The organism is Kitasatospora sp. NPDC056184, from assembly GCF_042268405.1.
GTDB lineage: Bacteria > Actinomycetota > Actinomycetes > Streptomycetales > Streptomycetaceae > Kitasatospora.
The window spans coordinates 270629-292787 of the sequence record NZ_JBHJUI010000008.1; the positions used below are offsets into that span (position 1 = coordinate 270629).

Sequence of the window (22159 nt, forward strand, 5' to 3'; positions counted from 1 at the left end):
CGCGAAAGGTGCCGGGTCGGACACACGTCGCGTCCGACCCGGCGCTGAGACCAATCCTTGTTCGTTCTACGGTGGCGGCATCAGCCGATCTGGATGACCCAACTGCTGCAGCTGTCCGACGCGAACTGCTCCTGCCGGCAAGCGCGGATCTGCCAGATCGGGCTGTCGGTGGTAGTCGAGACCGTGGTGCCGGAGCCGCTCTTGTTCCAGAGCGTGCGGACCTCGCCCGTGTTGGCGATGCGAGTGTACTGACCGTACGCCGAGCGGCTGTCCGCCTTCGTGTCCTTGACGTAGAACGTGTACCCGTCGTCCGACCAGGCGGTCGACCCCGTCGTCGAGGCGGTCACGGCGAACGCCGGTGCGCTGCCTATGACGACGCCCACCCCCGCGATCGCGAGAGCGACCCTCGCGGCCGTCTTCTTCATAGCTTCCTCCCCTGTCCTGCCAATCGAAGCCACCCCTTCGGGTGCTTGGGTTGTAAGCAAACAGCATCACCAATCTGATGAAGCGTCAGCTCCGTTGGGTGGCCGGATACTTGCCTGGAACGGCTGATATTCGAACGGACCTTATGGGCGCCGGGGAAGAAGTCGGCCCGGCGGTCCTCAAAAGTGCCTCAAGGGTGATTTGGGTGCCGTTCGATCGAAGTCGACAATATTTGGCAACTTTGTTGGATCTGCACCTTTGTCAAGGGCGTTCCCGAAGTTGATCTGATCTTTATGTCTCTCCTGCATCCCGGCAGAACTGATGGGTCGCCAAGGTCGTGGTTCCTGAGAGGAAGCCTGGCGTTTCGGCCCTTGGGCGGGTGTGGAGGGCCGGGGGCCTCATCGGGCAGTCAGGGCGGACTGGATCTGGGCCAGGGAACGGCTCCTGGTCTCGGGGGCGACGCGGGCGACGAAGTGGGTGGCGGCGGGAGACCGCAGCGATGAACCGGAAGACCCGGCGCTCGCCGATGACATCGGCGGTCGGGAGGAAGGCCTGGCCGACGATGACGTTGGCGGCCCGGTTGACCAGGGTGCAGAGGCCGGTGCTGCGGGCCCGGGACTCGGGCGCGCAGCTCGACCAGGACGGCGGAGGCGATGAAGCCCCGCCCCGGTCAGCGGGACGGTGGGCCCGTCCGTGCCCGGCCACCGTCCGCCCGTTCCCCGTAGTTTCCCCGTGCCGCGGTCATGCCGGCTGCCCCCGGCGCTCCAGGAGGAGTGCGCGCAACTCTTCGACCACCGGCGCCGGCGCGATGCCGGGCAGCAGGAACCACCACAGCTGGACGATCCGCCCGGGCAGGTCGGCGCGCCCGGTGCGCAGGTGGGACATGATCTGCGCGCCGGTGTAGGCCGCGACCAGCACCTGGGCGAACTCCTCGACCACGACGTCGTCGAGCAGTTCACCCGCCCGCCGGGCGGCCTCCAACTCGGCGCGGAACCGCCCGGCCCACATCTCGTACGGGCTGAAGTCGCGCAGCCCGAGCTGCCCCTGCTCGACGGCGAGGGTCACCCCGGCGCGCAGCAGCACGTTCCCCTGCAGTTCGTCGGCCAGGTAGAGGGTGGTCCGGACGAGCTGGCGCAGTCCCGACGGCTGCTCCGGCAGGTCCAGGTCGGAGGCCTGCTCGTCGATGACGGCCTTGGCGAGGTCCTCCTTCGACCTGAAGTGGAAGTACATCGCCCCCTGGGTTGTCCCGGCCAGGTTGATGATCTTGCTGACGCTGGAGCCGCTGAAGCCGTACTCGTCGAAGATCTGCGCGGCGGCCCGCAGGATGGTCGCGCGGGTGCGGACGGCACGTTCCTGCTGGGCTCTCGCCACGGGTAGCTCCAAACGCCTCGGCAAACAAAGAGAACGACCTCTATGTTATGGGCCTTGGGAGCCCGGCCCGACCATCGGAGCGCCGACCCCCCTCCCTCCCTTCACCTGCGTCTTCACCTGCGTCTTCACGTGCGCCGCCGGGCGAGCAGCAGCCCCGCCGCCGCGCACGCGGCCGCCGGCAGCAGCAGCGCCGCCCCCGCCCGTCCGGGGGAGCCCGCGAAGGCTCCCAGCACCGCCACCCCGAGCGAGGCCCCCACCTGCCGGACGGCGTTCAGCAGGCCGCCGGCCGCGCCCGCCGCCCCCTTCGGCGCCGCCGACACCACCGCCGTCACCAGCGCCGGCAGCGCGAACGACACCCCGAACCCCGCGCCCGACAGCCCCACCGCCAGCAGCGGGTACGGCGCCCCGGCCGCCACCGCGGCCGCGATCACCAGGCACCCGCCCGCCAGCAGCGCCAACCCGCCCACGGCGGGCCGCCACGGTCCGACCCGGGCGACGATCAGCCCGGTCAGCAGCGGATTGAAGCCCGGCGGCAGGGTCATCGGCAGGAACGCCAGCCCGGCCAGTGCCGGGGACAGCCCCCGCCCGTCCCGCAGCAGCAGCGGCAGCAGGAACAGCAGCCCCAGCAGGGCGAAGTTCACCGCCGCCCCGGCCAGCAGCACCTTCGCCATCCCCGGCGCCCGCACCACGTCGGACCGCAACACCGGTGCCGCACTGCGCCGTTCACGCCGCGCGAAGAGCGTCCCGGCGAGCAGCGCGGCCCCGGCCGACCAGCCGGCCCGCGTCCAGGCGCCCGCGCCGGCCTCGATCAGCGCGTCGGTGGCGAGCGCCAGCGCCGCGCAGACGGCGAGCTGCGTCCACCAGTCGACGGGGCGTCCGCCGCGCGGGCAGCGCACCACCCGTCCGGCGGTGAGCGCCAGCACCAGGGCGGTCAGCGGCACATTGACCCAGAACACCGCCCGCCAGCCGCCCAGGCCGACGAGCACCCCGCCCACCACCGGCCCGAACGCCATCGCGCACCCGCTGACCGCCGCCCACACCGCGACCGCCCGGGCCCGCTCGGCCGGGTCCGGGTAGAGGCGGGCGATCATCGCCGTGCTCGCCGGCACCGCGGCCCCCGCCGCGACCCCGAGCAGCGCCCGCAGCACCACCAGCGCCGACAGGCCGGGCGCGAGCGCGCTGAGCAGCGAGCCCGCGCCGAACACCGCGATGCCCCAGCGGAACGCGCGGTGCGCGCCGTACCGGTCGGCGATCACGCCCCCGGACAGCAGTACCGCCCCGAACGCCACGCTGTACCCGGTCACCACCCACTGCAGGCCGGCCGTCGAACTCCCCGGCGAGGACGCGAGATCGGGCTCGGCCACCGACAGCACGGTGGTGTCCAGCAGCACCGCGAAGTACCCGAGCGCGATCCCGAGCAGCGCCCGGGTCCGGCTGTCCGGCCTGGACCGGACGGCGCCGCCGCCCCTCTCCCCGACTTCTCCGTTCAGCATGCCGTCCACCCTGCGCGGCCGCCCGGGCCCGGCTCCACCGCCCGCCCCGAACGCCGCGTTCGGGAATCCCGAACGCCCGGGGCGAGCGCCCGAATGCCAGGGGCCGGGCACCCCGCGCGCGAGGCCGCCGTACCCTGGACCCCCGGCGCCGGACATCAGGGGGACGGACCGCGCATGGAACTCAGACAGCTCCGCACCTTCGAGGCGGTCGTCGTCCACCGCACCGTCACCGACGCCGCCGTGGCCCTCGGCCTCGCGCCGTCCTCCGTCTCCGAGCAACTCCGCACCCTGGAAGGCTCGCTGGGCACTGTCCTGTTCGATCGCACGCCGCGCGGCATGGTGCCGACCCCGGCCGGGCGGCGACTGCTGCCCTGGGCCCGCCGGCTGCTCGACCAGGCCGACCAGGCCCGCCGCGAGGTCACCGGCGGCCGCCTGGTCCTGCGGCTCGGCGCCCTGGAGACCGTCGCGGCCACGCACGCGCCCCGGGTGCTCGCCCGGCTGGCCGAACACCACCCCGAGCTGGACGTCTCCCTGCACACCGACGCCGCCCGGGACGGCCTGCTGCACGGTGTCGCGGCCGGGAGCCTGGACGCCGCGCTGGTCCTGGACACCGCCGGTCCGCTCGGCGAACTCGGCTTCGCCCTGCCGCCGGTCCCGCTGGCCCACCTCGACCTGGAGGACGTCCCGCTCGCGCTGGTCGCCGCGCCCGAGTTCCCGGACTCGGGCCGGCGCCTGCTGGTGAACGCGCCGGCCTGCTCGTTCCGCCTCGCCGGCGACCGCCTCTTCGGCCCCGAGGTGGAGCGCCTGCACACCGGCGGCGTCGCCGTCACCCGGGCCTGCGCGGAACGCGGCCTCGGCATGGCGCTGCTCCCGGAGTTCGCCGTCCACGACCACCTCGCCGCCGGAACCCTGCGCCGCCTCGCCACCGCGGCCGCCGTCCCGCCGCTCCACCTGCGCCTGGTCTGGCGCGCCGACCGCGAGGCCATCCCCGCCGTCCGCGACGTCCTCTACGCCGCCGCCACCCCGCGCTGACCGCCGCTCAGCCCTTCCACAGCCGCTCCAGGTGTGCGTGCAGCACCTCCGCGGCCTGGCCCTCCGTCAGCCGCCCGACCAGGACGTGCGCGGTCAGCCCGTCCACCAGGGCCAGCAGCGTCCGCACCTCGACCGCCCGCGTCCCCTCGTCGGCGCCCGCCTCGGCCAGCAGCGCCAGGAACAGCTCCTCCGACACCGCGTACCCCGCCCGCAGCGGCTCGGCCAGCGCCTCGCTCACCGCGGCCTGCGCCAGGAACGCCAGCCAGACCCGCGCCTCGGAGCGGTGCTCCGCCCGCAGCAGCGCCAGCTCCTCCGCCGCGTAGCCGACCGCGCTGGCCGCGGACTGCGCCGGGCTGCCGCCCAGCCGCTCCCGCAGCCGCCGCTCGATCCGCCCGCCGACGTGCCGGAGCGCGAAGACCAGCATCTCCTCCTTGGTGCGGAAGCACCGCTGGACGGCCCCCATCGAGAGCCCCGCCCGCTCGGCGACGTCCCGCACCGTGACGCCCTCCAGCCCGCTCTCGTCGGCGAGCCGGCAGACCGCCTCGGCGATCACCCGCCGCCGCTCCTCCAGATCCACCTGCCTGGGCACGCCGTGCTCCCCACTTAATCCGATGCGGTCGTATCGCTTCAAAGGCTACTCTTCCGATACGAGCGCATCGCTACGTCTCTCCCGCCCTGGAGCCCGCCCATGCCCAGCCCGTCGCCGGACCTCCCCTCCCAGCTCCCCGCCTCCTTCCCCTCCTCTCCCCCCTCCTCCCTCCCCTGGTCCCTCACCGCCACCGCCCAGGCCCACGCCGTCCGCACCAGCGCGATCTCCGCCACCGAACTCCTCGACGCCCACCTCGCCCGCATCGCCGAGGTGAACCCGGAGGTCAACGCGATCACCCAGCTCCTCGCCGACCGCGCCCGCGCCCAGGCGGCCGACACCGACCGCCGCCGCGCCGCCGGCGAACCGCTCGGCCCGCTGGCCGGCGTGCCGTTCACCGTGAAGGAGACCACCGCGATCGAGGGCGTCCCGACCACCTTCGGCGTCCCCCGCTTCCGCGACCTGGTCGCCGCCGCCGACGCGCCCCCGGTCGCCCGCCTCCGCGCCGCCGGCGCGATCCCGATCGGCCACAGCAACATCCCCACCCTGGTCCTGTCCGGGATGCACACCCGCAGCGAGCTCTACGGCGACACCGTCAACCCCTGGGACCCGTCCGTCACTCCGGGCGGCACCAGCGGAGGCGACGCGGTCGCCGTCGCCACCGGCATGGCCGCCCTCGGGCTCGGCAACGACTCGGGCGGCTCCATCCGCGTCCCGGCCGCCTTCTGCGGCGTGGCCGGCCTCAAGCCGACCTACGGCCGCTTCCCCGCCGACCACCGCATCCTCGGCCCCGCCGACCCCGGCCCCGCCTCCCAGTTCCTGGTCACCGACGGCCCGCTGGCCCGCAGCGTCGCCGATCTCCGGCTCGCCTTCGAACTCCTCGCCGGCACCGACCCCCGCGACCCGCGCGCCGTCCCGGCACCCCTGGACGGCGAACCGCTGTCCGCCCCCGTCAAGGTCGCGGTGGTCGCCGACCCCGGCGGCCGCGGCGTCCACCCCGCCGCCCGCGCCGCCGTCGCCACCGCCGCCTCCGTCCTCTCCGACGCCGGCTACGACGTCCGCGAGGTCCCCGACGTCCCGCTCCTCGACGAGACCCTCGCCGCCTACGACCTGCTCACCGTCACCGAGTTCGCCCCCACCTGGCCGGCCGTCCGCCCCCTCCTCGGCCCCGGCGGCGACCGCTACCTCGCCCCCGTCATGGACCGCACCTCACCGGCCGGCTCCGCCGAGTTCATGACCCTGATGGGCACCTGGCTCACCATCCGCCGCGCCTGGGCCGAATTCCTCGCCGACTACCCCCTCCTCCTCGCCCCCGTCTACACCGACCCCATCCCCACCCCCGGCCTCGAATCCCGCGACCCCGCCTCCCGCGACCGCGTCGCCGCCGCCATGGCCCTGTGCACCGCCACCAGCTTCGCCGGCGTCCCCGCCGTCTCCCTCCCCACCGGCCTCACCCCCACCACCCCCCACCACCCCACCGCCGTCCAACTCATCACCCGCCCCTACCGCGAGGACCTCGCCCTCCACGCCGCCCACACCCTCGAATCCCGCCTCCCCCCACTCACCCCCATCACCCCCCACCCCTGACCGCCACTCCTGAGACGCGGTCACCCACCCGGGAACACAACGACAGAGGCCCTGCCGGATCTCTCCGGCAGGGCCTCTGCACTGGGTCGTGGTGGCGTGATGTGAACCCACGGCCTCGTCGTCCCGAAGCAACCCGGGCACCCGTCTGGCCTCAGCTCCTCACTGGCGCCAGCGCTTCCGGTGCTGTCGCACGCAATTGAGGTCGATCTTATGCTTGGGGTGGGTCCGCAGGGGGCCTATCTCGGCGCCTCCCTTGATGACCACGAGATCGTCACTCAGGACGATGGCGCCTGCGTCGAGCATGACGTGGCAGTTCGGGCAGAGGCAGAGAACGTTCGCAGCGATATCGGGCCCGTCGTGGGGGCTGCCGAGGGCCTGGATGTGGGCGCCCTCACTGTAGCTGCCGCCGGGAACCTCAATGCGCAATGCGCAGACCTGGCACTGGTTGTCGTGCCAGGCCTTGACCTGTCGTTTTACAGCGCTACTACGGACGATGCGCTGCACTGTGGTGGGTATTCGCTTGGGCGTTTCACTGCCAGTGGCAGTCTGTTCAGAGCCACCTTCGAGCGGGAGTTCGTCCACCTCGGGCAGGTCTGCCGTCTCTACGGCAGCGGGAATCGGCGTGCCCTCGTGGGCCTCCATGCGGAACTGCCATATCAAGTGACCGTCAATGCCGAGCTTGCTGCCGTAGCTCGTGACGCGGAACAATCCGTCGTACCGGTAGCCCGACGTGGGCGCATACTTGGAGCTCTTGTGTGCCCCGCGCAGCACTCGGACGAGAAGGCCTTCCAGATAGCTGGTGACCAGGGCAGCGTTCCCGGGATCTTCCAGGGTTTGGTCAGCAACCTGGTTCTTCGACGAGTCCTGTCCACCATGGCCGGTGTAGACAACGACGTCTCCGTAGTCCTCGTCGTCCTTGTAGCCACCGGAGAGGACGATCGACTCTGCGCCGGTCGCCTTAGTGCCACAGATGCCAGCCTGTAGCGGACGGTGCACCCCCGCCTTATGGGCCAAGCGTCGGGTGCTGAACTCCTGGCCGACGTAAGCGTCGGGCGGCTCACCAATCATGGACTCAGCCTTGCATGGCGCGATGACAACCTGCGCGCGATTTTCGCTGCGTACGGTGGACAGCCGTGAGGCAGATCGTCGGGGCTCGCTTGGATCCGTTGGAAGCCGCCGGCTGGGAGGTGCTCCACCGAGTACTGCTGCTCTCCGGGGCCGACATCGACCACATGGTGATCGGCCCGTCGGGAGTCTTCGTGATCAACTCGAAGCAGCGCCCTGGCGTCATCGCGCGGGTCAGCGATAGGACCGTGAAGATCAACTGCTACAGGCCCGCTATTCGCACATCGCACCCGACATGCGGAGCGGACTCATGGGCAACTCCCCGGAGTGTGGGGCGCGTCACTCGAAGCACGTTGGCGGGCTCGCCCGTGGGCCTGCTCAGCAGCCTGCTGAGGGCTGGTTAGTGGGAGGCCCGCTGGAGGACCATCCGGAGCGGCTTTCTCCCAGGATTCTCCCGGTGGGCCCCGGAAAGCCAGTCAGGGCCGGTCTCCCTTGCGGGAGACCGGCCCTGAGCTGGTCCTACTGGGTCGGGGTGGCGGGATTTGAACCCACGGCCTCTTCGTCCCGAACGAAGCGCGCTACCAAGCTGCGCCACACCCCGGTCTTTCTGTTTGTCGCTCCGTCTCCTTCGCGACGAGTAGAACTCTACCGGACGCTCGCCGAGAGACGAAATCCGGTATCTCGGCGAGCGGGGGTGGGAGGGTCAGCGGGGGGTCGGGGTGAGGGTGAGGAGGGTGGCTTCGGGAGGGCAGGCGAAGCGGACGGGGGTGTAGCGGTTGGTGCCGCAGCCGGCGGAGACGTGGAGGTAGGAGCGGCTGCCGCCGGCCTGGTGGGTGGAGAGGCCCTTGACCCGCTTGGCGTCGATGTCGCAGTTGGTGACCAGGGCGCCGTAGAAGGGGACGCAGAGCTGGCCGCCGTGGGTGTGGCCGGCGAGGATCAGGGGGTAGCGGTCGGCGGTGAAGGCGTCGAGGACGCGCAGGTAGGGGGCGTGCACGACGGCGAGGGAGAGGTCGGCGTCGGCGGAGGGGCCGCCGGTGACCTCGCTGTAGCGGTCGCGGCGGATGTGCGGGTCGTCCAGGCCGGTGAACTCCAGGTCGAGGCCGGCGACGGTGAGGCGGCCCCGGGTGTTGGTGAGGTCGAGCCAGCCGGCCGCGTCGAAGCTGTCGCGCAGCTTCTCCCAGGGGTTGTGGACGGCGCCGCTGATGCCGCGGGCGGCGGTGCCGTCGGGGTTGTTCATGCCGTGGACGCCGCTGCGCATGGCCTGGAGGTAGCGGGCCGGGTTCTTGCGGGCCGGGCCGTAGTAGTCGTTGGACCCGAAGACGTAGACGCCGGGGAACTCCATCAGCGGGCCGAGCGCGTCCAGTACGGCCGGGACGCCGAGCGGGTCGGAGAGGTTGTCACCTGTGTTGACCACCAGGTCGGGGCGCAGGCCGGCGAGGCTCTGCAGCCAGCGCTGCTTCTTGCCCTGGTTGCTCACCATGTGGATGTCGGAGACCTGCAGTACCCGGATGGGTCGGGCGCCCCGGGGGAGGACCGGGATCTCGACCCGGCGGAGGCGGAAGGAACGGACCTCGTACCCAACGGAGTAGGCGAGGCAGGCGGCGCCGGTGGCGGCGATTCCGAGGGGAACGGAGTACAGCGGTCGCATCGTTCCATGCTCTCAGACGGCGGATCAACGGGTGAACTGCCGGTGCCCACAGGGGGAAGCGGGCCGGGGGTCAGTCCTCGTGCTGTTCGCGTCTGGCGCGCAGGGCCCGGACCTTGTGGCGGTTGCCGCACCGCTCCATCGAGCACCAGCGCCGCCGCCCGGGCCGCGAGGTGTCGACGAAGAGCAGTCGGCAGTCGTCGGCGCCGCACTCGCGGACCCGGTCCGCCCAGGGGCCGGTGAGCAGGGCGACGGCGTCGCGGGCGACGGTGGAGGCGAGCTGGTCGCCGTCACCGGGCAGCGGGGGCGCGGCCGTGCCGTCCGGGCCGATCTGCGGGGCGAGCGGGGGACGGGCGGCGGCCCGGTTGAGCACGGCGTAGTCGGCGGGGTCGCCGGCGCCTCTGCCGTGGGCGGCCCGGGCCGCGGTGAGCCGCCAGAGGGCGTCCCGCAGGGCGCGGACGGCGGTGAGCTGGCCGTCGGTGATCCGGACGGCGCCGGGTGGCAGGCCGAGGCGGCACTCCCCGGCCCAGTCGGCCAGGTCGGCGGGCCGGTGCAGCACCTCGTAGCGGGCGTAGGGGCCGGGGCCGCCGGTGGGCAGCAGTTCCAGGCAGAGCGCGCCGGGGTCGAAGTGGAACCGCGCCCCGCCGGGGGAGTGCAGGACCAGGCCGGGGGCTCGCTCGTCGGTCATGTAACCACTTTAAAGAGGGGGCGGGGCAGCGGGAGCGGCGACGGGTTAATGGTGGGCGGTGGAACGCCGCAGGTGGGAGACTCGGGGCCATGACCACGCTCAAGGCGCAGCTGCAGGAGGACCTCACGGCTGCCATCAGGAACCGGGACGAGCTGCGCTCGTCCACCATCCGGCTCACGCTGACCGCTGTCACCAGCGAGGAGGTGGCGGGGGACGAGAAGCGCGAGCTGTCCGACGACGAGGTGCTGAAGGTCCTCGGCCGGGAGGCGAAGAAGCGCCGGGAGGCCGCCACGGCCTTCGACAACGCCGGCCGGGCCGAGCAGGCCGCCCGGGAGCGGGCCGAGGGCGAGGTGCTGGCCGAGTACCTGCCCAAGCAGCTGTCCGACGAGGAGCTGACCGCGATCGTGGCCGCCGCCGTGGCGGAGAGCGGCGCGAGCGGGCCGCAGGGCATGGGCGCGGTGATGAAGCTGGTGCGGCCGAAGGTCGAGGGACTGGCCGAGGGCGGCCGGGTGGCCGCCGTGGTGAAGGCCGCCCTCGCCGGCTGACCGGGCGAGGAGCGAGAAGAAAGAAGGGGCGCCCCCCGAGCCGATCGCTCGGGGGGCGCCCCTCGTCGTTCACCAGGCAGGCAAGCCAGCAGGCCGGCGGGCGGGCCTCCGCTCAGGGGCGGCCGTGCCCGTTCCCGTTGCCGTTCCCGTTGCCGCCGTCAGCGCCGCCGATGACGCCCGGCGGGAAGGTGAAGCCGCCGCCGATCACACCGCCCGCGTTGGTCCCGGGGCCGCCGGGGTTCTGGGCGGGCGGCGGGTTGCCGCCCGCGTTCGGGTCGGCCGGCGCGGTGGCCGGGGCGGTGGCGTTCGGGTCCGGCTTGGGGGCCGGGTCCGGGATGTCGATGGTCGGCAGCGTCTCCTTGGGGGAGCCCTTCAGCGCGCCGTCCATGGCCATCTTCCAGATCGGGCCGGGGCCGGTGGCGCCGAAGACGCCGTCGGCGCCGTAGTAGGTGTCGCCGATCTTCATGTTCTTCATCTCGACGCCGCCGGTCGGGCCGCCGATCCAGACCGCGGTCGCGAGCTGCGGGGTGTAGCCGCTGAACCAGGCGGCCTTCTTCTTGTCCGTGGTACCGGTCTTGCCGGCGATCTGGCGGCCGTCCTCCAGGCCGAGGGAGGCACCGGTGCCCTTCTCGGTCACGTTGAGCAGGACGGTGTTCATCGCGTCGGCGGTCTGCTCGGAGAAGGCCTGGCTGCAGCTGCTCGCCGGGACCTTGACGTCCTTGCCGTCGACGGTGGTGATTTTGTTGACCGCGATCGGCGTGCAGTGCTTGCCCCGGGCGGCGAAGGTCGCGTAGACGTTCGCCATGGTCAGCGGGGACATCTCCTTGGTGCCCAGGGTGATCGAGGGCACGACGTCGATCTTGTCACCGGAGGCGGTGCTGGAGATGCCCAGCTTGTCGAGCATCTGCTTGACGGGGCAGAGGCCCATCTCCTGCTCCATCTGAACGAAGTAGGTGTTGACCGAGAGGGCCATCGCCTGCTTCAGCTCGTAGGGGCCGACCTCGCTCTTGCTCTCGTTCGGGACGAAGCGCTTGTCGCCCCGTTCGGTGTTCTTCCAGGTGCCTTCGCAGGTCTTCATCGTCGGCCACTCGATGCGGTTCTCGGACGGGAACGCCTTGGTGGGCGACATGCCGTTCTCGAGCGCGGCCGCGGCGATGATCGGCTTGAACGTCGAACCGGGCTGGAAGCCGTTGCCGCCGCCCATCGCCGCGTCGACGTTGAGGTTGACGACGGTCTGGTTCTTGGAGGGCTCCAGGCCGTACGGGCGGGTCTGGGCCATCGCCAGGATCTTGCCGGAGCCCGGCTCGATCATGGTCGTGGCGGCCGAGACCGGGTCGGTGACCTTGACCTTGGTGGTGACCGCGGCCTGCGCGGCGGCCTGCTTGTCCGGGTCGAGGGTGGTGTAGATGTTCAGACCGCCCTGGTCCCAGAACTTCTTGCGCTCGGCGGCGTTCTTGCCGAACGCCGGGTCCTGCTTGACCACGTGCCGGACGTAGTCGCAGAAGAAGCCCATGCCCGCCTGGGCGGTGATGCAGCCGTTCTGCGGGTCCTTGTACTTCAGGCCCAGCGGGGCGGCCTTGGCCTCCTTGGCCTGGTCGGCCGTGATGTGCTTGTTCTCGACCATCTTGTCGATCACGACGTTGCGCCGCTTCACCGCGTTGTCCGGGAAGCGCACCGGGTCGTACTGCGAGGGGTTCTGGACCAGGCCGGCCAGGGTCGCGGCCTCGGCGACGGTGAGGTCCTTGTTGCTCTTGCTGAAGTAGCGCTGGGACGCGGCCTCGATGCCGTACGCCTGGTGGCCGTAGAAGGTGATGTTGAGGTAGTTGGTGAGGATCTGGTCCTTCGTCAGGTCCTCCTCCAGCTTGATCGCGACCTTCAGCTCCTGGATCTTGCGGCCCAGGGTCTTGCGCTGGGCCTCCAGGACGGCGGCCTGGTCGTCGCCGGCCTTCTCGACGTTGACGTTCTTCACGTACTGCTGGGTCAGCGTCGAGGCGCCCTGGGAGGCGGTGCCGCTCTCCGCGTTCTTGCTGATCGCGCGCAGCACGCCCTTGAGGTCGACGGCGCCGTGCTCGTAGAAGCGGGCGTCCTCGATGTCGACCTGGGCCTGCCGCATGTACGGCGACATCTGGTCGGCGGTGAGGACGGTGCGGTCGCGCTCGTAGACCTTGGCGATCAGCCCGCCCTTGGCGTCGAAGATCTGGGTGGCCTGGGTGAGCGGCGGCGTCTTGAAGTCGTCCGGGATGTTGGAGAAGCCCTCGGCCGTGTTCTTGGCGGTCAGCCCGAGTGCGCCGACGGCGGGCAGGGCCATGCCGGCCAGCAGGACGCCGGAGAGGACGCTGACCCCCAGGAACTTCACTCCGTGGCCCGCGTAGTCCAGCGGTGATCCGCGGCGCTTGCCGCGCGGAGCTCCGGTGTTTCCGGGGGGCGGGGATGCCTGGGGGCGCTTCGGTGCCATGGGGAGAACCCTACGTTGCCGAATGCCACACACCGGGGCAGGTGTTCGCCTACGCTTGTCACAAGCTTGCGACAGCTTCGCTGTGTCAGCATCGATCACTCTTGTGAGTGATGAGAATTGCCCGAATTGCCCGTTACTGGGGCGCTTTTGGGGCAGCTGTTGGCCGCTGCACCCCTGTGTCCGGTAACACTGTGTGACGGCTCGCGTGGCGAGAGTGGCGCCCGCGACCCTGGCAAGGCTTGCGACCTGCGATCACTCCAACGAGTGAGCTGATCGCCACCCATAGTCCAATTGGGTCATTCGAGATTGAGCCCGAAGGGGCTGTTGCAAGCTGTCGTTCTTCCGTAACGTCCTCAACTGGCAACGGTGAATATGCCGTTGCCGCCGTGGGGGAGCCTCGATTCGGGAGAGGACGGCGCCAGCATGGGCTGGGTAGACGACTGGAGTGCGCAGGCCGCCTGCCGCACGAGTGATCCGGACGAACTGTTCGTCCAGGGGGCGGCGCAGAACCGCGCCAAGGCGGTGTGCAGCGGGTGCCCCGTACGCACGGAGTGCCTGGCGGACGCGCTGGACAACCGGGTGGAGTTCGGGGTCTGGGGCGGGATGACCGAGCGCGAGCGCCGGGCGCTGCTGCGCCGCCGGCCGACCGTGATCTCGTGGCGGCGGCTGTTGGAGACGGCGCGTACGGAGTACGAGGCCTCGCTGGCCACCGGCGTGATACTGACGGACTACGCCCAGGCGGGCTGAGCCGGGCCGAAGAACGGTCGGTCAGCCCGGGCTGGGGGGCCCGGGCCGGACCGGTGTCGGAGGTCGGACCTGATGTCGGACCCGAGGCGGGCGGGTGTTCGGGCGGGTGTTCGGACGCTCAGCCGGTGGAGCCGCTGAGCCGTTCGCCGATCACCCGCAGGCCGTCCAGGTCGTGGACGTCCCCGGGCAGCGCGGCCACCTCGACGATCGGCACGTCCGGGTAGACCGAGACGAAGCGGTCGCGGGTCCGGCGCTCGCGCACCATCACCTGCATCCGCTCGGCGTGCAGCCGCAGCAGCCCGGCCGCGAGCAGTTCGGCCTCGGGCGAGGCGTGCTCGGAGCCGTTCTCCTCCAGCGCCTCCGCCGCGGCCAGCGCCCGTTCGGCGGTGAGCTGCGGCGCGCCCGTCCCGTGCACCCGGTTGAGCACCAGCCCGGCCAGCGGCATCCGGTCGGCGGCCAGCCGGTCCACGAAGTACGCCGCCTCGCGCAGCGCGTCCCGCTCCGGGGCGGCCACCACCAGGAACGCCGTGCCCGGCGCCTGGAGCAGCTGGTACGTGCGGTCGGCGCGCTCGCGGAAGCCGCCGAACATCGAGTCCATCGCGCTGACGAAGGTCTGCACGTCGGTCAGCAGCTGGGCGCCGAAGATCTTGCCCAGGGTGCCGGTGAACAGGCCCATCCCGGCGTTCAGGAACTTCATCGCGGACCGGCCGCCGACCTTGGCGGGCGCGGTCAGGATCCGGATCACCTTGCCGTCGAGGAACGACCCGAGCCGGTTCGGCGCGTCCAGGAAGTCCAGCGCCGAGCGTGACGGCGGGGTGTCGACGACGATGAGGTCCCACTCCTCGGCCGCCCGCAGCTGGCCGAGCTTCTCCATCGCCATGTACTCCTGCGTGCCCGCGAAGCCGGCCGACAGGGACTGGTAGAAGGGGTTCTCCATGATCGCGCGGGCCCGCTCGGGCTCGGCGTGGGCCAGCACGACCTCGTCGAAGGTCCGCTTCATGTCGAGCATCATGGCCTGCAGCTCGCCGTCGCCGCTCACGCCCTTGACGATCCGCGGGGTGTTGTCGAGCTCGGTCAGGCCCATCGACTGCGCCAGCCGGCGGGCCGGGTCGATGGTCAGCACGACGACCTTGCGGCCGCGTTCGGCGGCCCGCAGGCCGATCGCCGCCGCGGTGGTGGTCTTGCCGACGCCGCCGGAGCCGCAGCAGACGATGATCCGGGTCTTCGGGTCGTCGATCAGCCCGTCCACGGCGAGCCGGCCGCCGTCGCGGTCGCCCGTGCCGCCGCCGCTCGTGTCGTTCCGCCCGCTCACGCCGCCCCCTGCCGCTTCAGTTCGCCCGCCAGCCGGTAGAGCCCGCCGAGGTCCACGCCCTCGCCCAGCAGTGGAAGTTCGTAGGTCGGGAGCTTCAGCTGCTGCAGGTCGGCGCGCCGTGCGCGCTCCAGCTCCACCCGCTCGGCGTGCTCCCTGGCCTGCTCCAGCAGCGGGTCCAGCAGTGGCTCGACCGCCGCCCGGACGGTCTCCGGCTTGCGTGAGCGTCCGCCGAGGCCCGCCTCGCCGAGGGCCAGCGCGACCTCCTCGCGGTGGTCGCCGTCCACCGCGGCCACCGCCGCCGCGTCCAGCACCGGCGGCCGGACCATGTTGACCAGTACCCCGCCCACCGGCAGCCCGGCCTCGTGCAGCTCGGCGAAGCCGTCGACGGTCTCCTGGACCGGCATCTCCTCCAGCAGGGTGACCAGGTGCACGGCGGTCTCCGGTGACTTCAGCACCCGCATCACGGCCTGCGCCTGGCTGTGGATCGGGCCGATCCGGGCCAGGCCGGCCACCTCGGAGTTGACGTTCAGGAACCGGGTGATCCGCCCGGTCGGCGGCGCGTCCATCACCACCGCGTCGTACCGCCGCCGCCCGTCCGGGCCCTTGCGGCGGGCGGCCTCGCAGGCCTTGCCGGTCAGCAGGACGTCCCGGACGCCGGGGGCGATGGTGGTGGCGAAGTCGACGAAGCCGACCTTCTGCAGGGCCTTCCCGGCCCGGCCGAGCTTGTAGAACATGTCGAGGTACTCGAGCAGCGCCTGCTCGGTGTCGATCGCGAGCGCGTGCACCTCGCCACCCGTGGCCGCGGCACCGTCCTGGGCCGGCGGCAGGCCGAGCTGGGCCGGGGTCACCGAGGCGATCCTGCGCTCCTCGTACGGCAGGGCCGCTATGCCGAACAGCTCGGCGATGCCCTGCCGGCCCTCCACCTCGATCAGCAGCGTCCGGTGGCCCTCCGCGGCGAGCGCCAGCGCGAGCGCCGCGGCCACCGTCGTCTTCCCGGTCCCGCCCTTGCCGCTGACCACGTGCAGCCGCACGCCCTCCCAGTCGGGATCGCGCCGGGCCGCCTGGCCGGGGGTGCGTGCCACGCTCCGTCTCCGTCCGTCTCCGAGGGCCGGCACCACACGGGTGCCCTTCCGCGAGGGTAACCAGGGACCGCGCCGGATGCCGGGACTACCCCGGGGGCCGGGCCTGAATCATGCCCGGTTTGTGGGCCACCTCACACGCCGGAGCGCACCCGGGCGCGGAGCGTGCCGGTCCGCCGGGACCGAGCGTCTAGAGTCTGGCCATGACCAAGTGGGAATACATGACGGCACCCCTGCTCGTGCACGCCACGAAGCAGATCCTGGACAACTTCGGCGAGGACGGCTGGGAGCTCGTCCAGGTCGTACCGGGCCCGAACCCGGAGCAGCTGGTGGCCTACTTCAAGCGCGAGAAGAAGGTGAAGCACGCATGAGCAAGGTCGAGGAGAAGCTCGCCGAGCTGGGTCTGACCCTGCCGCCGGTGGCCGCCCCGGTCGCCGCCTACGTTCCCGCGGTGCGCACCGGTGAGTTCGTCTTCACCTCCGGCCAGCTCCCGATGGTGGCCGGCAAGCTGCCGAACACCGGCAAGGTCGGCGCCGAGGTCACCCCGGAGGAGGCCAAGGAGCTCGCGCAGATCTGCGCGCTGAACGCGCTGGCCGCCGTGAAGTCCGTGATCGGCGACCTCGACCTGGTCGAGCAGGTCGTCAAGGTGGTCGGCTTCGTCGCCTCCGCCCCCGACTTCACCGGCCAGCCCGGTGTGATCAACGGCACCAGCGAGCTGCTCGGCCAGGTGCTCGGCGAGGCCGGCGTGCACGCCCGCAGCGCGGTCGGCGTCACCGTGCTGCCGCTGGACGCCCCGGTCGAGGTCGAGCTGCAGGTCCGCGTCCGCGCCGGAGCCTGAACCGGGAGGGCTTGAACGGGCGAGGGCCCGAACGGTGGGGCCCGAACCGCGAGGGCCCGAACCGCGAGGGCTCGACCCGGACACGCGTGCCTGCCGGGGGCGGGGCCGGACAACGGATCACCCCTGTCCAACCCCGCCCCCGGGCGCTTAGCATCCGGGCATGGACCAGCGAGCAACGACGCTCCCGATGCCGCCCGGCTGGCCCGCCCGGATCAGGGCGGCCGACGCCGGTGAGCTGACCCCGCCCGTGCCGAAGCCGTCCGCCACGGTGGTGCTGCTCAGGGACACCGGTGCGGGCTCCGGCCCGGAGGCGTACCTGCTGCGCCGCCGCACCTCGATGGCGTTCGCCGCCGGCATGTACGCCTACCCGGGCGGCGGGGTGGACCGGCGGGACGCCGAGGCCGAGCTCGGCTGGGCCGGACCCGGTCCGCGCGCCTGGGCCGAGCGGCTCGGGGTGGACGCCGCGACCGCGCAGGCGGTGGTCTGCGCCGCGGTCCGCGAGACCTTCGAGGAGGCCGGGGTGCTGCTGGCCGGCCCGGACGCCGACAGCGTCGCCGCGCCCCGCGACTGGAGCGCCGAGCGCGCCGCCCTGGAGGCCCACGAGCTCTCCTTCGCCGATTTCCTGCGGGAGCACGGCCTGCTGCTGCGCAGCGACCTGCTGGCCGGCTGGGCGCGCTGGATCACCCCGGCGTTCGAGGAGCGCCGCTACGACACCTGGTTCTTCGTCGCCGCCCTGCCGCCCGGGCAGGACGCCGCCCGCGAGGTCGGCGAGGCCGACCGGGTCGCATGGCTGACCCCGGCCGAGGCCGTCCACGGCTACGAGGAGGGCCGGTTCGGGATGCTGCCGCCGACCGTCACCGTGCTGCGCGAGCTGTTGCCGGTGCGCAGCGCCGCCGAGGCGCTGGGCGCGGCGGCCGGCCGCTCGCTGGAGCCGGTGCTGGGCCGCGCCGAGGTGCGGGGAGAGCGGCTGACCGTCCGCTGGCCGGGGTACGACGAGCTGACCATCGACGGCACCTTCCCCGAGGAACGCGTCGGCTGATGCCGGAGCGTTCCCCGCCCCCGTCCCCTCTCTCCCGCGTTCCCGTGGTCCACGTAGTCGACGCAGTCCCCGCAGTCCCCGAAGCAAGTCCCCCGCCAGAGGAAAGGACCGACGCCCGATGACCCACAACGACGTGGCTCGCCGGACGGCACCCGAGATGCCCGCCCGCAGCCTGACCCCGCGCACCCCGGCCTGTGCCGGTGACCCGGTCCGCTTCACCGAGGTGGCCCAGCGCGCGCTCGTCCGCTCACTGCCCCTGCGCCTGCTGCATCGCGACGGCGAGGGCGGCCGGTGAGCGGACTCCTGCCCGGTGACCCCGCCGCCGCGATCGGCGGCGAGGCCACCGCCCGGGCGCTCTGCGTCCTGGCGCCGAACCCGTCCCCGATGACGCTGGACGGCACCAACACCTGGCTGCTCGCCGAGCCCGGCTCGGACCTCGCGGTGGTGATCGACCCGGGCCCGCTGCACGAGGGCCACCTGTGCCGGGTGATCGAGACCGCCGAGCAGCGGGGTCAGCGGGTGGCGCTCACCCTGCTGACCCACGGGCACGCCGACCACTCCGAGGGCGCGGCCCGGTTCGCCGAGCTGACCGGCACCGAGGTCCGCGCGCTGGACCCGGCGCACCGGCTGGGCTCCGAGGGCCTCACGCACGGCGAGCGGCTGGAGGTCGGCGGCCTCGACCTGCGGGTGGTCGGCACCCCCGGCCACACCTCGGACTCGCTGACCTTCCACCTGCCCGCCGACGGCGCGATCCTCACCGGCGACACCGTGCTCGGCCGCGGCACCACGATGGTCGCCCATCCGGACGGCCGGCTCGGCGACTACCTGGACTCGCTGCGCCACCTGCACACCATGGCCGCCGAGCACGGGGTGCGGACGGTGCTGCCCGGCCACGGGCCGGTGCTCGCGGACGCGCTGGGCGCGGTGGACTACTACCTGGCGCACCGGGCGGGCCGGCTGGCCCAGGTGGAGACGGCGGTCGAGGCCGGCTGCCGGACGGCCGCCGAGGTGGTGGCCCGGGTCTACGCGGACGTGGACCGCGCGCTGTGGCCGGCCGCCGAGCTGTCGGTGCGCGCCCAGCTCCAGTACCTCCGGGAGCACGGGCTCATCCCGGAGTGACGGCCGCCGCGGCAGCGGCCCCCTGGAGACAGCGGCTTCCGCGGAGGCGGCCGCCGAGGCAGCGCGAAGGGCCCGTACGCCGGAGCGTACGGGCCCTTTCCGCAAGCGGTGTGCGGCTACCGGGACCGGCGGGAGAGCCGCTCGACGTCCAGCAGGACGACCGCGCGGGCCTCCAGCTTCAGCCAGCCGCGGCCGGCGAAGTCGGCGAGCGCCTTGTTGACCGTCTCGCGGGAGGCGCCGACCAGCTGGGCCAGCTCCTCCTGGGTGAGGTCGTGGGCGACGTGGATGCCCTCCTCGGACTGCACGCCGAAACGGCGGGAGAGGTCCAGCAGGGCCTTGGCGACGCGCCCGGGCACGTCGGAGAAGACCAGGTCGGACATCACGTCGTTGGTCCGGCGCAGGCGGCGGGCGATGGCGCGCAGCAGTGCGATCGAGACCTCGGGGCGGGCGTGCAGCCAGGGCTGGAGGTCGCCGTGGCCGAGGCCGAGCAGCTTGACCTCGGTCAGCGCGCTCGCGGTGGCGGTGCGCGGACCCGGGTCGAACAGCGAGAGCTCGCCGATCATCTCGCTGGGGCCGAGGACGGCGAGCATGTTCTCGCGGCCGTCCGGCGAGGCGCGGTGCAGCTTGACCTTGCCCTCGGCGACGACGTACAGCCGGTCGCCCGGGTCGCCCTCGTGGAACAGCGACTCGCCCCGGGCGAGCGTCACCTCGGTCATGGAAGCGCGCAGCTCGCCGGCCTGTTCGTCGTCGAGTGCCGCGAAGAGTGCGGCGCGCCGCAGAACGTCGTCCACGTGCTTCCTCCTTCTCGGCCGGCCGGCCGTCAAGCCCTCCGGCACAAGTTCGTACAGTGCTCTGCATCACCAAGCATGGCGCATGTCGCTCCGATCATATGAGGAGGGGGTGTGCGGAGGTGTGCTGCGCGGGGCCATTCGTACCGCCGGGGTTGTCCCGGGAGCCGCCCGAACCGGCAGGTCAGCAGGGTCGGCAGGGCCTGGCGAATCGGTCGGTACCGGTCGGTGCCGGTCGGTCCCGGTCCGTGCGGATCGGGACCCGTGCAGGTTCGGTCAGGCCCGGTCCGGGGCGAGCAGGGCGTCGGCGAGGGCGGTCCGGGCGTACAGCACGGCGTGGCCGGCGCGGTGCGCACTGGTCAGCCCGGCCGCGCGCAGGGCGGTGAGGTGTTGGGAGACGCCGGCGGCGGAGAGCCCGGTGCGCCGGGCCAGCTCGGTGGTGGAGGCGGGCGCGTCGAGTTCGGCGAGCAGCCGGGCCCGGGAGCGGCCGAGGACGGCGGCGAGCGCCTCGGGGGTGCCGCCGGAGGGGCGGGGCTCCCACAGGGTGGCGATCCCGCGCGCCGGGTAGGCGAGCTGCGGCGGGTCCGGCGGCAGCGTGCGGGTCAGCACCCGGGGCCAGGCGAACACCGAGGGCACCAGCACCAGGCCGGCCGCGGCGTCCAGCCGTTCGACCGCGCAGTGCCGCTGCTCCAGCCGCAGCGCCCCGCGTTTGCCGCCGTCCCAGCGGACCGTCCCGTGCAGGTCGTCGAGGACGCGGGCGGTGCCGTGGCCGACCGCCTGACGGGCGCGGTGCAGCACGTCGGCGTCGAGCAGGGCGCGGATCCGGGCCCAGTACGGCGCCAGCGCGAGTTCCCAGTACGCCTCGATGTCCGCCGCGAGCCGGGGCAGTCGGGCGGCCGGGTCGCGGTGCAGCGGTTCGAGGACGGCGGGCAGCCGGCCGCCGCGCTCGGCGGCCAGGACGGCGAGGTCGGCGCGGACCAGCTCGGGGGAGGTCGCGGTGATCGCGGCCAGCTCGTCGGCGAGCGCGGGGGCGGGGGTGCCGGGGACGGGGTTCAGGAAGTCCGGCAGGTGGCCGGCGGGCGGGACCATCGCGGCCAGCCGGCGGACGGCGGGCCCGGCGGCGGCCAGCCGGGGGCGGACCTGTGCGGCCCAGTGCCGGTGCTCCGCGGGGACGGTCGGCCGGGCGAGCACCCGGAGGCTGGTCACCACCTCCCACATCGGGGAGACGGCGAACCTGGTGCGCGCCAGGTCGTCGGCCGACAGCGCGAGTTCGGTCCGCATCGGTGTCCCGCCCTCCCCGCCCCGGCCGTGATTCGGTCTCAGCTTAATCACTGGAGCAGGGGCGTCCGCCGCCCGCAGGATGCCGTCGTCGCACCGTCCGCGCTTCCCGCGCTCGCCTCCCGCCCCCATCGATCCGTGAAAGCCGGTGACCCTCATGACCACATCCACCCCTCTCCCGCCCGCCGCCCTCCGCGCGAAGGCCGCCCGGCTGCGGGCGCTGGTCGCGGACGGCGTGCTCGTCCTGCCGAACGCCTGGGACGCCGGCAGCGCCGCGGTGATCGCCTCGGCCGGCGCGGCCGCGATCGCCACCACCAGCGGCGGCGTCTCCTGGTCGCTGGGCCGGGGCGACGGCCAGCGCCTCGATCGCACGAGCGCCGTCGAGGCCGCCCGCCGGGTGGCGGAGGCCGTGGACCTGCCGGTCACCGTGGACGCCGAGGGCGGCTACGGGCCGGCGCCCGCCGACGTCGCGGACACCGTCCGGGCCCTGGTCGGGGCGGGCGCGGCCGGCGTGAACCTGGAGGACTCGACGATGGTCGGCGGCCCGTTGTTCGCGGTGGACGAGCAGGCCGCCCGGCTGCGCGCGGCCCGGACGGCGGCGGAGGCGGCGGGCCTGCCGGAGCTGCTGGTCAACGCCCGGACGGACGTCTTCCTGTTCGGGCTGGGCGGGCTCGACGACGTGCTCGCCCGGGCCGAGGCGTACGCGGCGGCGGGCGCCGACGGCCTCTTCGTGCCGGGGCTGCTGGACCTCGACGCGCTGGCCGCGCTCTGCGCGCGCTCACCGCTGCCGGTCAACGCGATGGCGATGGCGGTGGCCGGCGGGCCGGCCGTCGCCGAACTCGCCGCCGCGGGGGTGCGCCGGATCAGCGTGGGCACCGCGGTGGCGCAGCTCGCCTACACCGCCGCGCGCCGGGCGGCCGCGGAACTGCTCGGCCCCGGCACCCTGACGGCGCCGGCCGGCGCCCTCGGCTTCGGCGACGTCGACGCGCTGTTCCGGGGCTGACGGATCCGGCGGCTCGGGGGCTTCGGGGGCCGGTGAGCCCCGGCGCGTCGGCCCGGGAGCCCCGGC

The 22159-nt window shown here is 73.2% G+C and carries 23 protein-coding genes and 1 tRNA gene; 11 read left to right on the plus strand and 13 right to left on the minus strand.

Features of this window, described 5'->3' with window-relative positions:
* Nucleotides 1–80: 80 nt before the first annotated feature.
* The 3 genes from ACFC0B_RS18720 to ACFC0B_RS18730 all read right to left on the minus strand — a co-directional run bounded on the left by ACFC0B_RS18720 (nucleotide 81) and on the right by ACFC0B_RS18730 (nucleotide 3287).
* Nucleotides 81–425 carry a hypothetical protein gene (locus ACFC0B_RS18720; RefSeq protein WP_376086909.1) on the minus strand — a complete coding sequence of 115 codons (345 nt, stop codon included), beginning with the start codon at nucleotides 423–425 and terminating at the stop codon, nucleotides 81–83.
* 739 nt (nucleotides 426–1164) lie between these two features.
* Nucleotides 1165–1794, minus strand: a complete 630-nt coding sequence (locus ACFC0B_RS18725; protein ID WP_376086910.1) for a ScbR family autoregulator-binding transcription factor — start codon at nucleotides 1792–1794, stop codon at nucleotides 1165–1167.
* Nucleotides 1795–1919: 125 nt separating this feature from the next.
* On the minus strand, nucleotides 1920–3287 hold the full coding sequence (locus tag ACFC0B_RS18730; RefSeq protein ID WP_376086911.1) for an MFS transporter: 1368 nt from the start codon (nucleotides 3285–3287) through the stop codon (nucleotides 1920–1922).
* Between the two features lie 174 nt (nucleotides 3288–3461).
* Between ACFC0B_RS18730 and ACFC0B_RS18735 the strand changes: the two genes are divergently transcribed.
* Nucleotides 3462–4319, plus strand: coding sequence for a LysR family transcriptional regulator (locus ACFC0B_RS18735; RefSeq protein WP_376086912.1), 858 nt, complete (start codon nucleotides 3462–3464; stop codon nucleotides 4317–4319).
* A 7-nt stretch (nucleotides 4320–4326) separates the two neighbouring features.
* Here ACFC0B_RS18735 and ACFC0B_RS18740 read toward each other — a convergent pair whose 3' ends face one another.
* A complete protein-coding gene (locus ACFC0B_RS18740) occupies nucleotides 4327–4908 on the minus strand; it encodes a TetR/AcrR family transcriptional regulator (protein WP_376086913.1) in 582 nt (193 codons plus the stop codon).
* Between the two features lie 99 nt (nucleotides 4909–5007).
* Here ACFC0B_RS18740 and ACFC0B_RS18745 point away from each other — a divergent pair, with 99 nt between their 5' ends.
* Nucleotides 5008–6492: an amidase family protein gene (locus ACFC0B_RS18745; RefSeq protein ID WP_376086914.1), complete on the plus strand. Its 1485-nt coding sequence runs from the start codon at nucleotides 5008–5010 to the stop codon at nucleotides 6490–6492.
* A 159-nt stretch (nucleotides 6493–6651) separates the two neighbouring features.
* Here the strand turns inward: ACFC0B_RS18745 and ACFC0B_RS18750 are convergent, their stop codons facing one another.
* Nucleotides 6652–7560 carry a YDG/SRA domain-containing protein gene (locus ACFC0B_RS18750; protein ID WP_376086915.1) on the minus strand — a complete coding sequence of 303 codons (909 nt, stop codon included), beginning with the start codon at nucleotides 7558–7560 and terminating at the stop codon, nucleotides 6652–6654.
* Between the two features lie 65 nt (nucleotides 7561–7625).
* On the opposite strand from ACFC0B_RS18750, the gene ACFC0B_RS18755 reads away from it, so the two are divergent.
* Nucleotides 7626–7961, plus strand: coding sequence for a nuclease-related domain-containing protein (locus ACFC0B_RS18755; RefSeq protein ID WP_376086916.1), 336 nt, complete (start codon nucleotides 7626–7628; stop codon nucleotides 7959–7961).
* 123 nt (nucleotides 7962–8084) lie between these two features.
* Here ACFC0B_RS18755 and ACFC0B_RS18760 read toward each other — a convergent pair.
* From ACFC0B_RS18760 to ACFC0B_RS18770, 3 genes are all read right to left on the minus strand, one after another.
* Nucleotides 8085–8158, minus strand: a tRNA-Pro gene (locus ACFC0B_RS18760).
* A 102-nt stretch (nucleotides 8159–8260) separates the two neighbouring features.
* Nucleotides 8261–9205 (minus strand): metallophosphoesterase, encoded by a 945-nt coding sequence (locus tag ACFC0B_RS18765; protein WP_376086917.1) that lies wholly within the window; start codon nucleotides 9203–9205, stop codon nucleotides 8261–8263.
* 70 nt (nucleotides 9206–9275) lie between these two features.
* Nucleotides 9276–9890, minus strand: coding sequence for a CGNR zinc finger domain-containing protein (locus ACFC0B_RS18770; RefSeq protein WP_376086918.1), 615 nt, complete (start codon nucleotides 9888–9890; stop codon nucleotides 9276–9278).
* 89 nt (nucleotides 9891–9979) lie between these two features.
* On the opposite strand from ACFC0B_RS18770, the gene ACFC0B_RS18775 reads away from it, so the two are divergent.
* Nucleotides 9980–10435, plus strand: coding sequence for a GatB/YqeY domain-containing protein (locus ACFC0B_RS18775; RefSeq protein ID WP_376086919.1), 456 nt, complete (start codon nucleotides 9980–9982; stop codon nucleotides 10433–10435).
* Nucleotides 10436–10547: 112 nt separating this feature from the next.
* On the opposite strand, the gene ACFC0B_RS18780 is transcribed toward ACFC0B_RS18775, so the two are convergent.
* Nucleotides 10548–12890, minus strand: coding sequence for a transglycosylase domain-containing protein (locus tag ACFC0B_RS18780; RefSeq protein ID WP_376086920.1), 2343 nt, complete (start codon nucleotides 12888–12890; stop codon nucleotides 10548–10550).
* Nucleotides 12891–13313: 423 nt separating this feature from the next.
* On the opposite strand from ACFC0B_RS18780, the gene ACFC0B_RS18785 reads away from it, so the two are divergent.
* Nucleotides 13314–13637, plus strand: a complete 324-nt coding sequence (locus ACFC0B_RS18785) for a WhiB family transcriptional regulator (RefSeq protein ID WP_344338874.1) — start codon at nucleotides 13314–13316, stop codon at nucleotides 13635–13637.
* 118 nt (nucleotides 13638–13755) lie between these two features.
* Here ACFC0B_RS18785 and ACFC0B_RS18790 read toward each other — a convergent pair whose 3' ends face one another.
* Nucleotides 13756–14949, minus strand: coding sequence for an ArsA family ATPase (locus tag ACFC0B_RS18790; protein ID WP_376086921.1), 1194 nt, complete (start codon nucleotides 14947–14949; stop codon nucleotides 13756–13758).
* A complete protein-coding gene (locus tag ACFC0B_RS18795) occupies nucleotides 14946–16031 on the minus strand; it encodes an ArsA-related P-loop ATPase (protein ID WP_376086922.1) in 1086 nt (361 codons plus the stop codon). The genes ACFC0B_RS18790 and ACFC0B_RS18795 overlap by 4 nt, the downstream gene beginning before the upstream one ends.
* A 200-nt stretch (nucleotides 16032–16231) precedes the next feature.
* Here ACFC0B_RS18795 and ACFC0B_RS18800 point away from each other — a divergent pair, with 200 nt between their 5' ends.
* The 5 genes from ACFC0B_RS18800 (at nucleotide 16232) to ACFC0B_RS18820 (ending at nucleotide 19024) form a co-directional block, all read left to right on the plus strand.
* The gene (locus tag ACFC0B_RS18800) at nucleotides 16232–16399 is read left to right on the plus strand and encodes a DUF4177 domain-containing protein (protein ID WP_376086923.1); all 168 of its coding nucleotides are present in this window, start codon (nucleotides 16232–16234) and stop codon (nucleotides 16397–16399) included.
* Entirely contained in the window at nucleotides 16396–16866 is a 471-nt protein-coding gene (locus ACFC0B_RS18805; protein WP_376086924.1) for a RidA family protein, read from the plus strand. The genes ACFC0B_RS18800 and ACFC0B_RS18805 overlap by 4 nt, the downstream gene beginning before the upstream one ends.
* Before the next feature lie 160 nt (nucleotides 16867–17026).
* A complete protein-coding gene (locus ACFC0B_RS18810; protein WP_376086925.1) occupies nucleotides 17027–17905 on the plus strand; it encodes an NUDIX hydrolase in 879 nt (292 codons plus the stop codon).
* 118 nt (nucleotides 17906–18023) lie between these two features.
* Nucleotides 18024–18200, plus strand: coding sequence for a hypothetical protein (locus ACFC0B_RS18815; protein ID WP_376086926.1), 177 nt, complete (start codon nucleotides 18024–18026; stop codon nucleotides 18198–18200).
* Nucleotides 18197–19024: an MBL fold metallo-hydrolase gene (locus ACFC0B_RS18820; RefSeq protein ID WP_376086927.1), complete on the plus strand. Its 828-nt coding sequence runs from the start codon at nucleotides 18197–18199 to the stop codon at nucleotides 19022–19024. Before ACFC0B_RS18815 ends, ACFC0B_RS18820 begins: the two co-directional genes overlap by 4 nt.
* 116 nt (nucleotides 19025–19140) lie before the next feature.
* Here ACFC0B_RS18820 and ACFC0B_RS18825 read toward each other — a convergent pair whose 3' ends face one another.
* Together ACFC0B_RS18825 and ACFC0B_RS18830 are read right to left on the minus strand one after the other, a co-directional pair.
* The gene (locus tag ACFC0B_RS18825; RefSeq protein ID WP_030288117.1) at nucleotides 19141–19815 is read right to left on the minus strand and encodes a Crp/Fnr family transcriptional regulator; all 675 of its coding nucleotides are present in this window, start codon (nucleotides 19813–19815) and stop codon (nucleotides 19141–19143) included.
* A gap of 273 nt (nucleotides 19816–20088) precedes the next feature.
* The gene (locus ACFC0B_RS18830) at nucleotides 20089–21093 is read right to left on the minus strand and encodes a DUF5937 family protein (protein ID WP_376086928.1); all 1005 of its coding nucleotides are present in this window, start codon (nucleotides 21091–21093) and stop codon (nucleotides 20089–20091) included.
* A gap of 154 nt (nucleotides 21094–21247) precedes the next feature.
* On the opposite strand from ACFC0B_RS18830, the gene ACFC0B_RS18835 reads away from it, so the two are divergent.
* Nucleotides 21248–22093 carry an isocitrate lyase/phosphoenolpyruvate mutase family protein gene (locus ACFC0B_RS18835; protein WP_376086929.1) on the plus strand — a complete coding sequence of 282 codons (846 nt, stop codon included), beginning with the start codon at nucleotides 21248–21250 and terminating at the stop codon, nucleotides 22091–22093.
* Nucleotides 22094–22159: the final 66 nt, after the last annotated feature.

Excerpts from the sequence above, each read along its gene's own strand:
- ACFC0B_RS18785 (WP_344338874.1), top strand. The coding sequence starts at position 13,314 with ATGGGCTGGGTAGACGACTGGAGTGCGCAGGCCGCCTGCCGCACGAGT.
- ACFC0B_RS18720 (WP_376086909.1), bottom strand. The coding sequence starts at position 425 with ATGAAGAAGACGGCCGCGAGGGTCGCTCTCGCGATCGCGGGGGTGGGC.
- ACFC0B_RS18770 (WP_376086918.1), bottom strand. The coding sequence starts at position 9,890 with ATGACCGACGAGCGAGCCCCCGGCCTGGTCCTGCACTCCCCCGGCGGG.
- ACFC0B_RS18735 (WP_376086912.1), top strand. The coding sequence starts at position 3,462 with ATGGAACTCAGACAGCTCCGCACCTTCGAGGCGGTCGTCGTCCACCGC.
- ACFC0B_RS18805 (WP_376086924.1), top strand. The coding sequence starts at position 16,396 with ATGAGCAAGGTCGAGGAGAAGCTCGCCGAGCTGGGTCTGACCCTGCCG.
- ACFC0B_RS18810 (WP_376086925.1), top strand. The coding sequence starts at position 17,027 with ATGGACCAGCGAGCAACGACGCTCCCGATGCCGCCCGGCTGGCCCGCC.
- ACFC0B_RS18730 (WP_376086911.1), bottom strand. The coding sequence starts at position 3,287 with ATGCTGAACGGAGAAGTCGGGGAGAGGGGCGGCGGCGCCGTCCGGTCC.
- ACFC0B_RS18745 (WP_376086914.1), top strand. The coding sequence starts at position 5,008 with ATGCCCAGCCCGTCGCCGGACCTCCCCTCCCAGCTCCCCGCCTCCTTC.
- ACFC0B_RS18815 (WP_376086926.1), top strand. The coding sequence starts at position 18,024 with ATGACCCACAACGACGTGGCTCGCCGGACGGCACCCGAGATGCCCGCC.
- ACFC0B_RS18780 (WP_376086920.1), bottom strand. The coding sequence starts at position 12,890 with ATGGCACCGAAGCGCCCCCAGGCATCCCCGCCCCCCGGAAACACCGGA.
- ACFC0B_RS18750 (WP_376086915.1), bottom strand. The coding sequence starts at position 7,560 with ATGATTGGTGAGCCGCCCGACGCTTACGTCGGCCAGGAGTTCAGCACC.
- ACFC0B_RS18800 (WP_376086923.1), top strand. The coding sequence starts at position 16,232 with ATGACCAAGTGGGAATACATGACGGCACCCCTGCTCGTGCACGCCACG.
- ACFC0B_RS18775 (WP_376086919.1), top strand. The coding sequence starts at position 9,980 with ATGACCACGCTCAAGGCGCAGCTGCAGGAGGACCTCACGGCTGCCATC.
- ACFC0B_RS18765 (WP_376086917.1), bottom strand. The coding sequence starts at position 9,205 with ATGCGACCGCTGTACTCCGTTCCCCTCGGAATCGCCGCCACCGGCGCC.
- ACFC0B_RS18830 (WP_376086928.1), bottom strand. The coding sequence starts at position 21,093 with ATGCGGACCGAACTCGCGCTGTCGGCCGACGACCTGGCGCGCACCAGG.
- ACFC0B_RS18835 (WP_376086929.1), top strand. The coding sequence starts at position 21,248 with ATGACCACATCCACCCCTCTCCCGCCCGCCGCCCTCCGCGCGAAGGCC.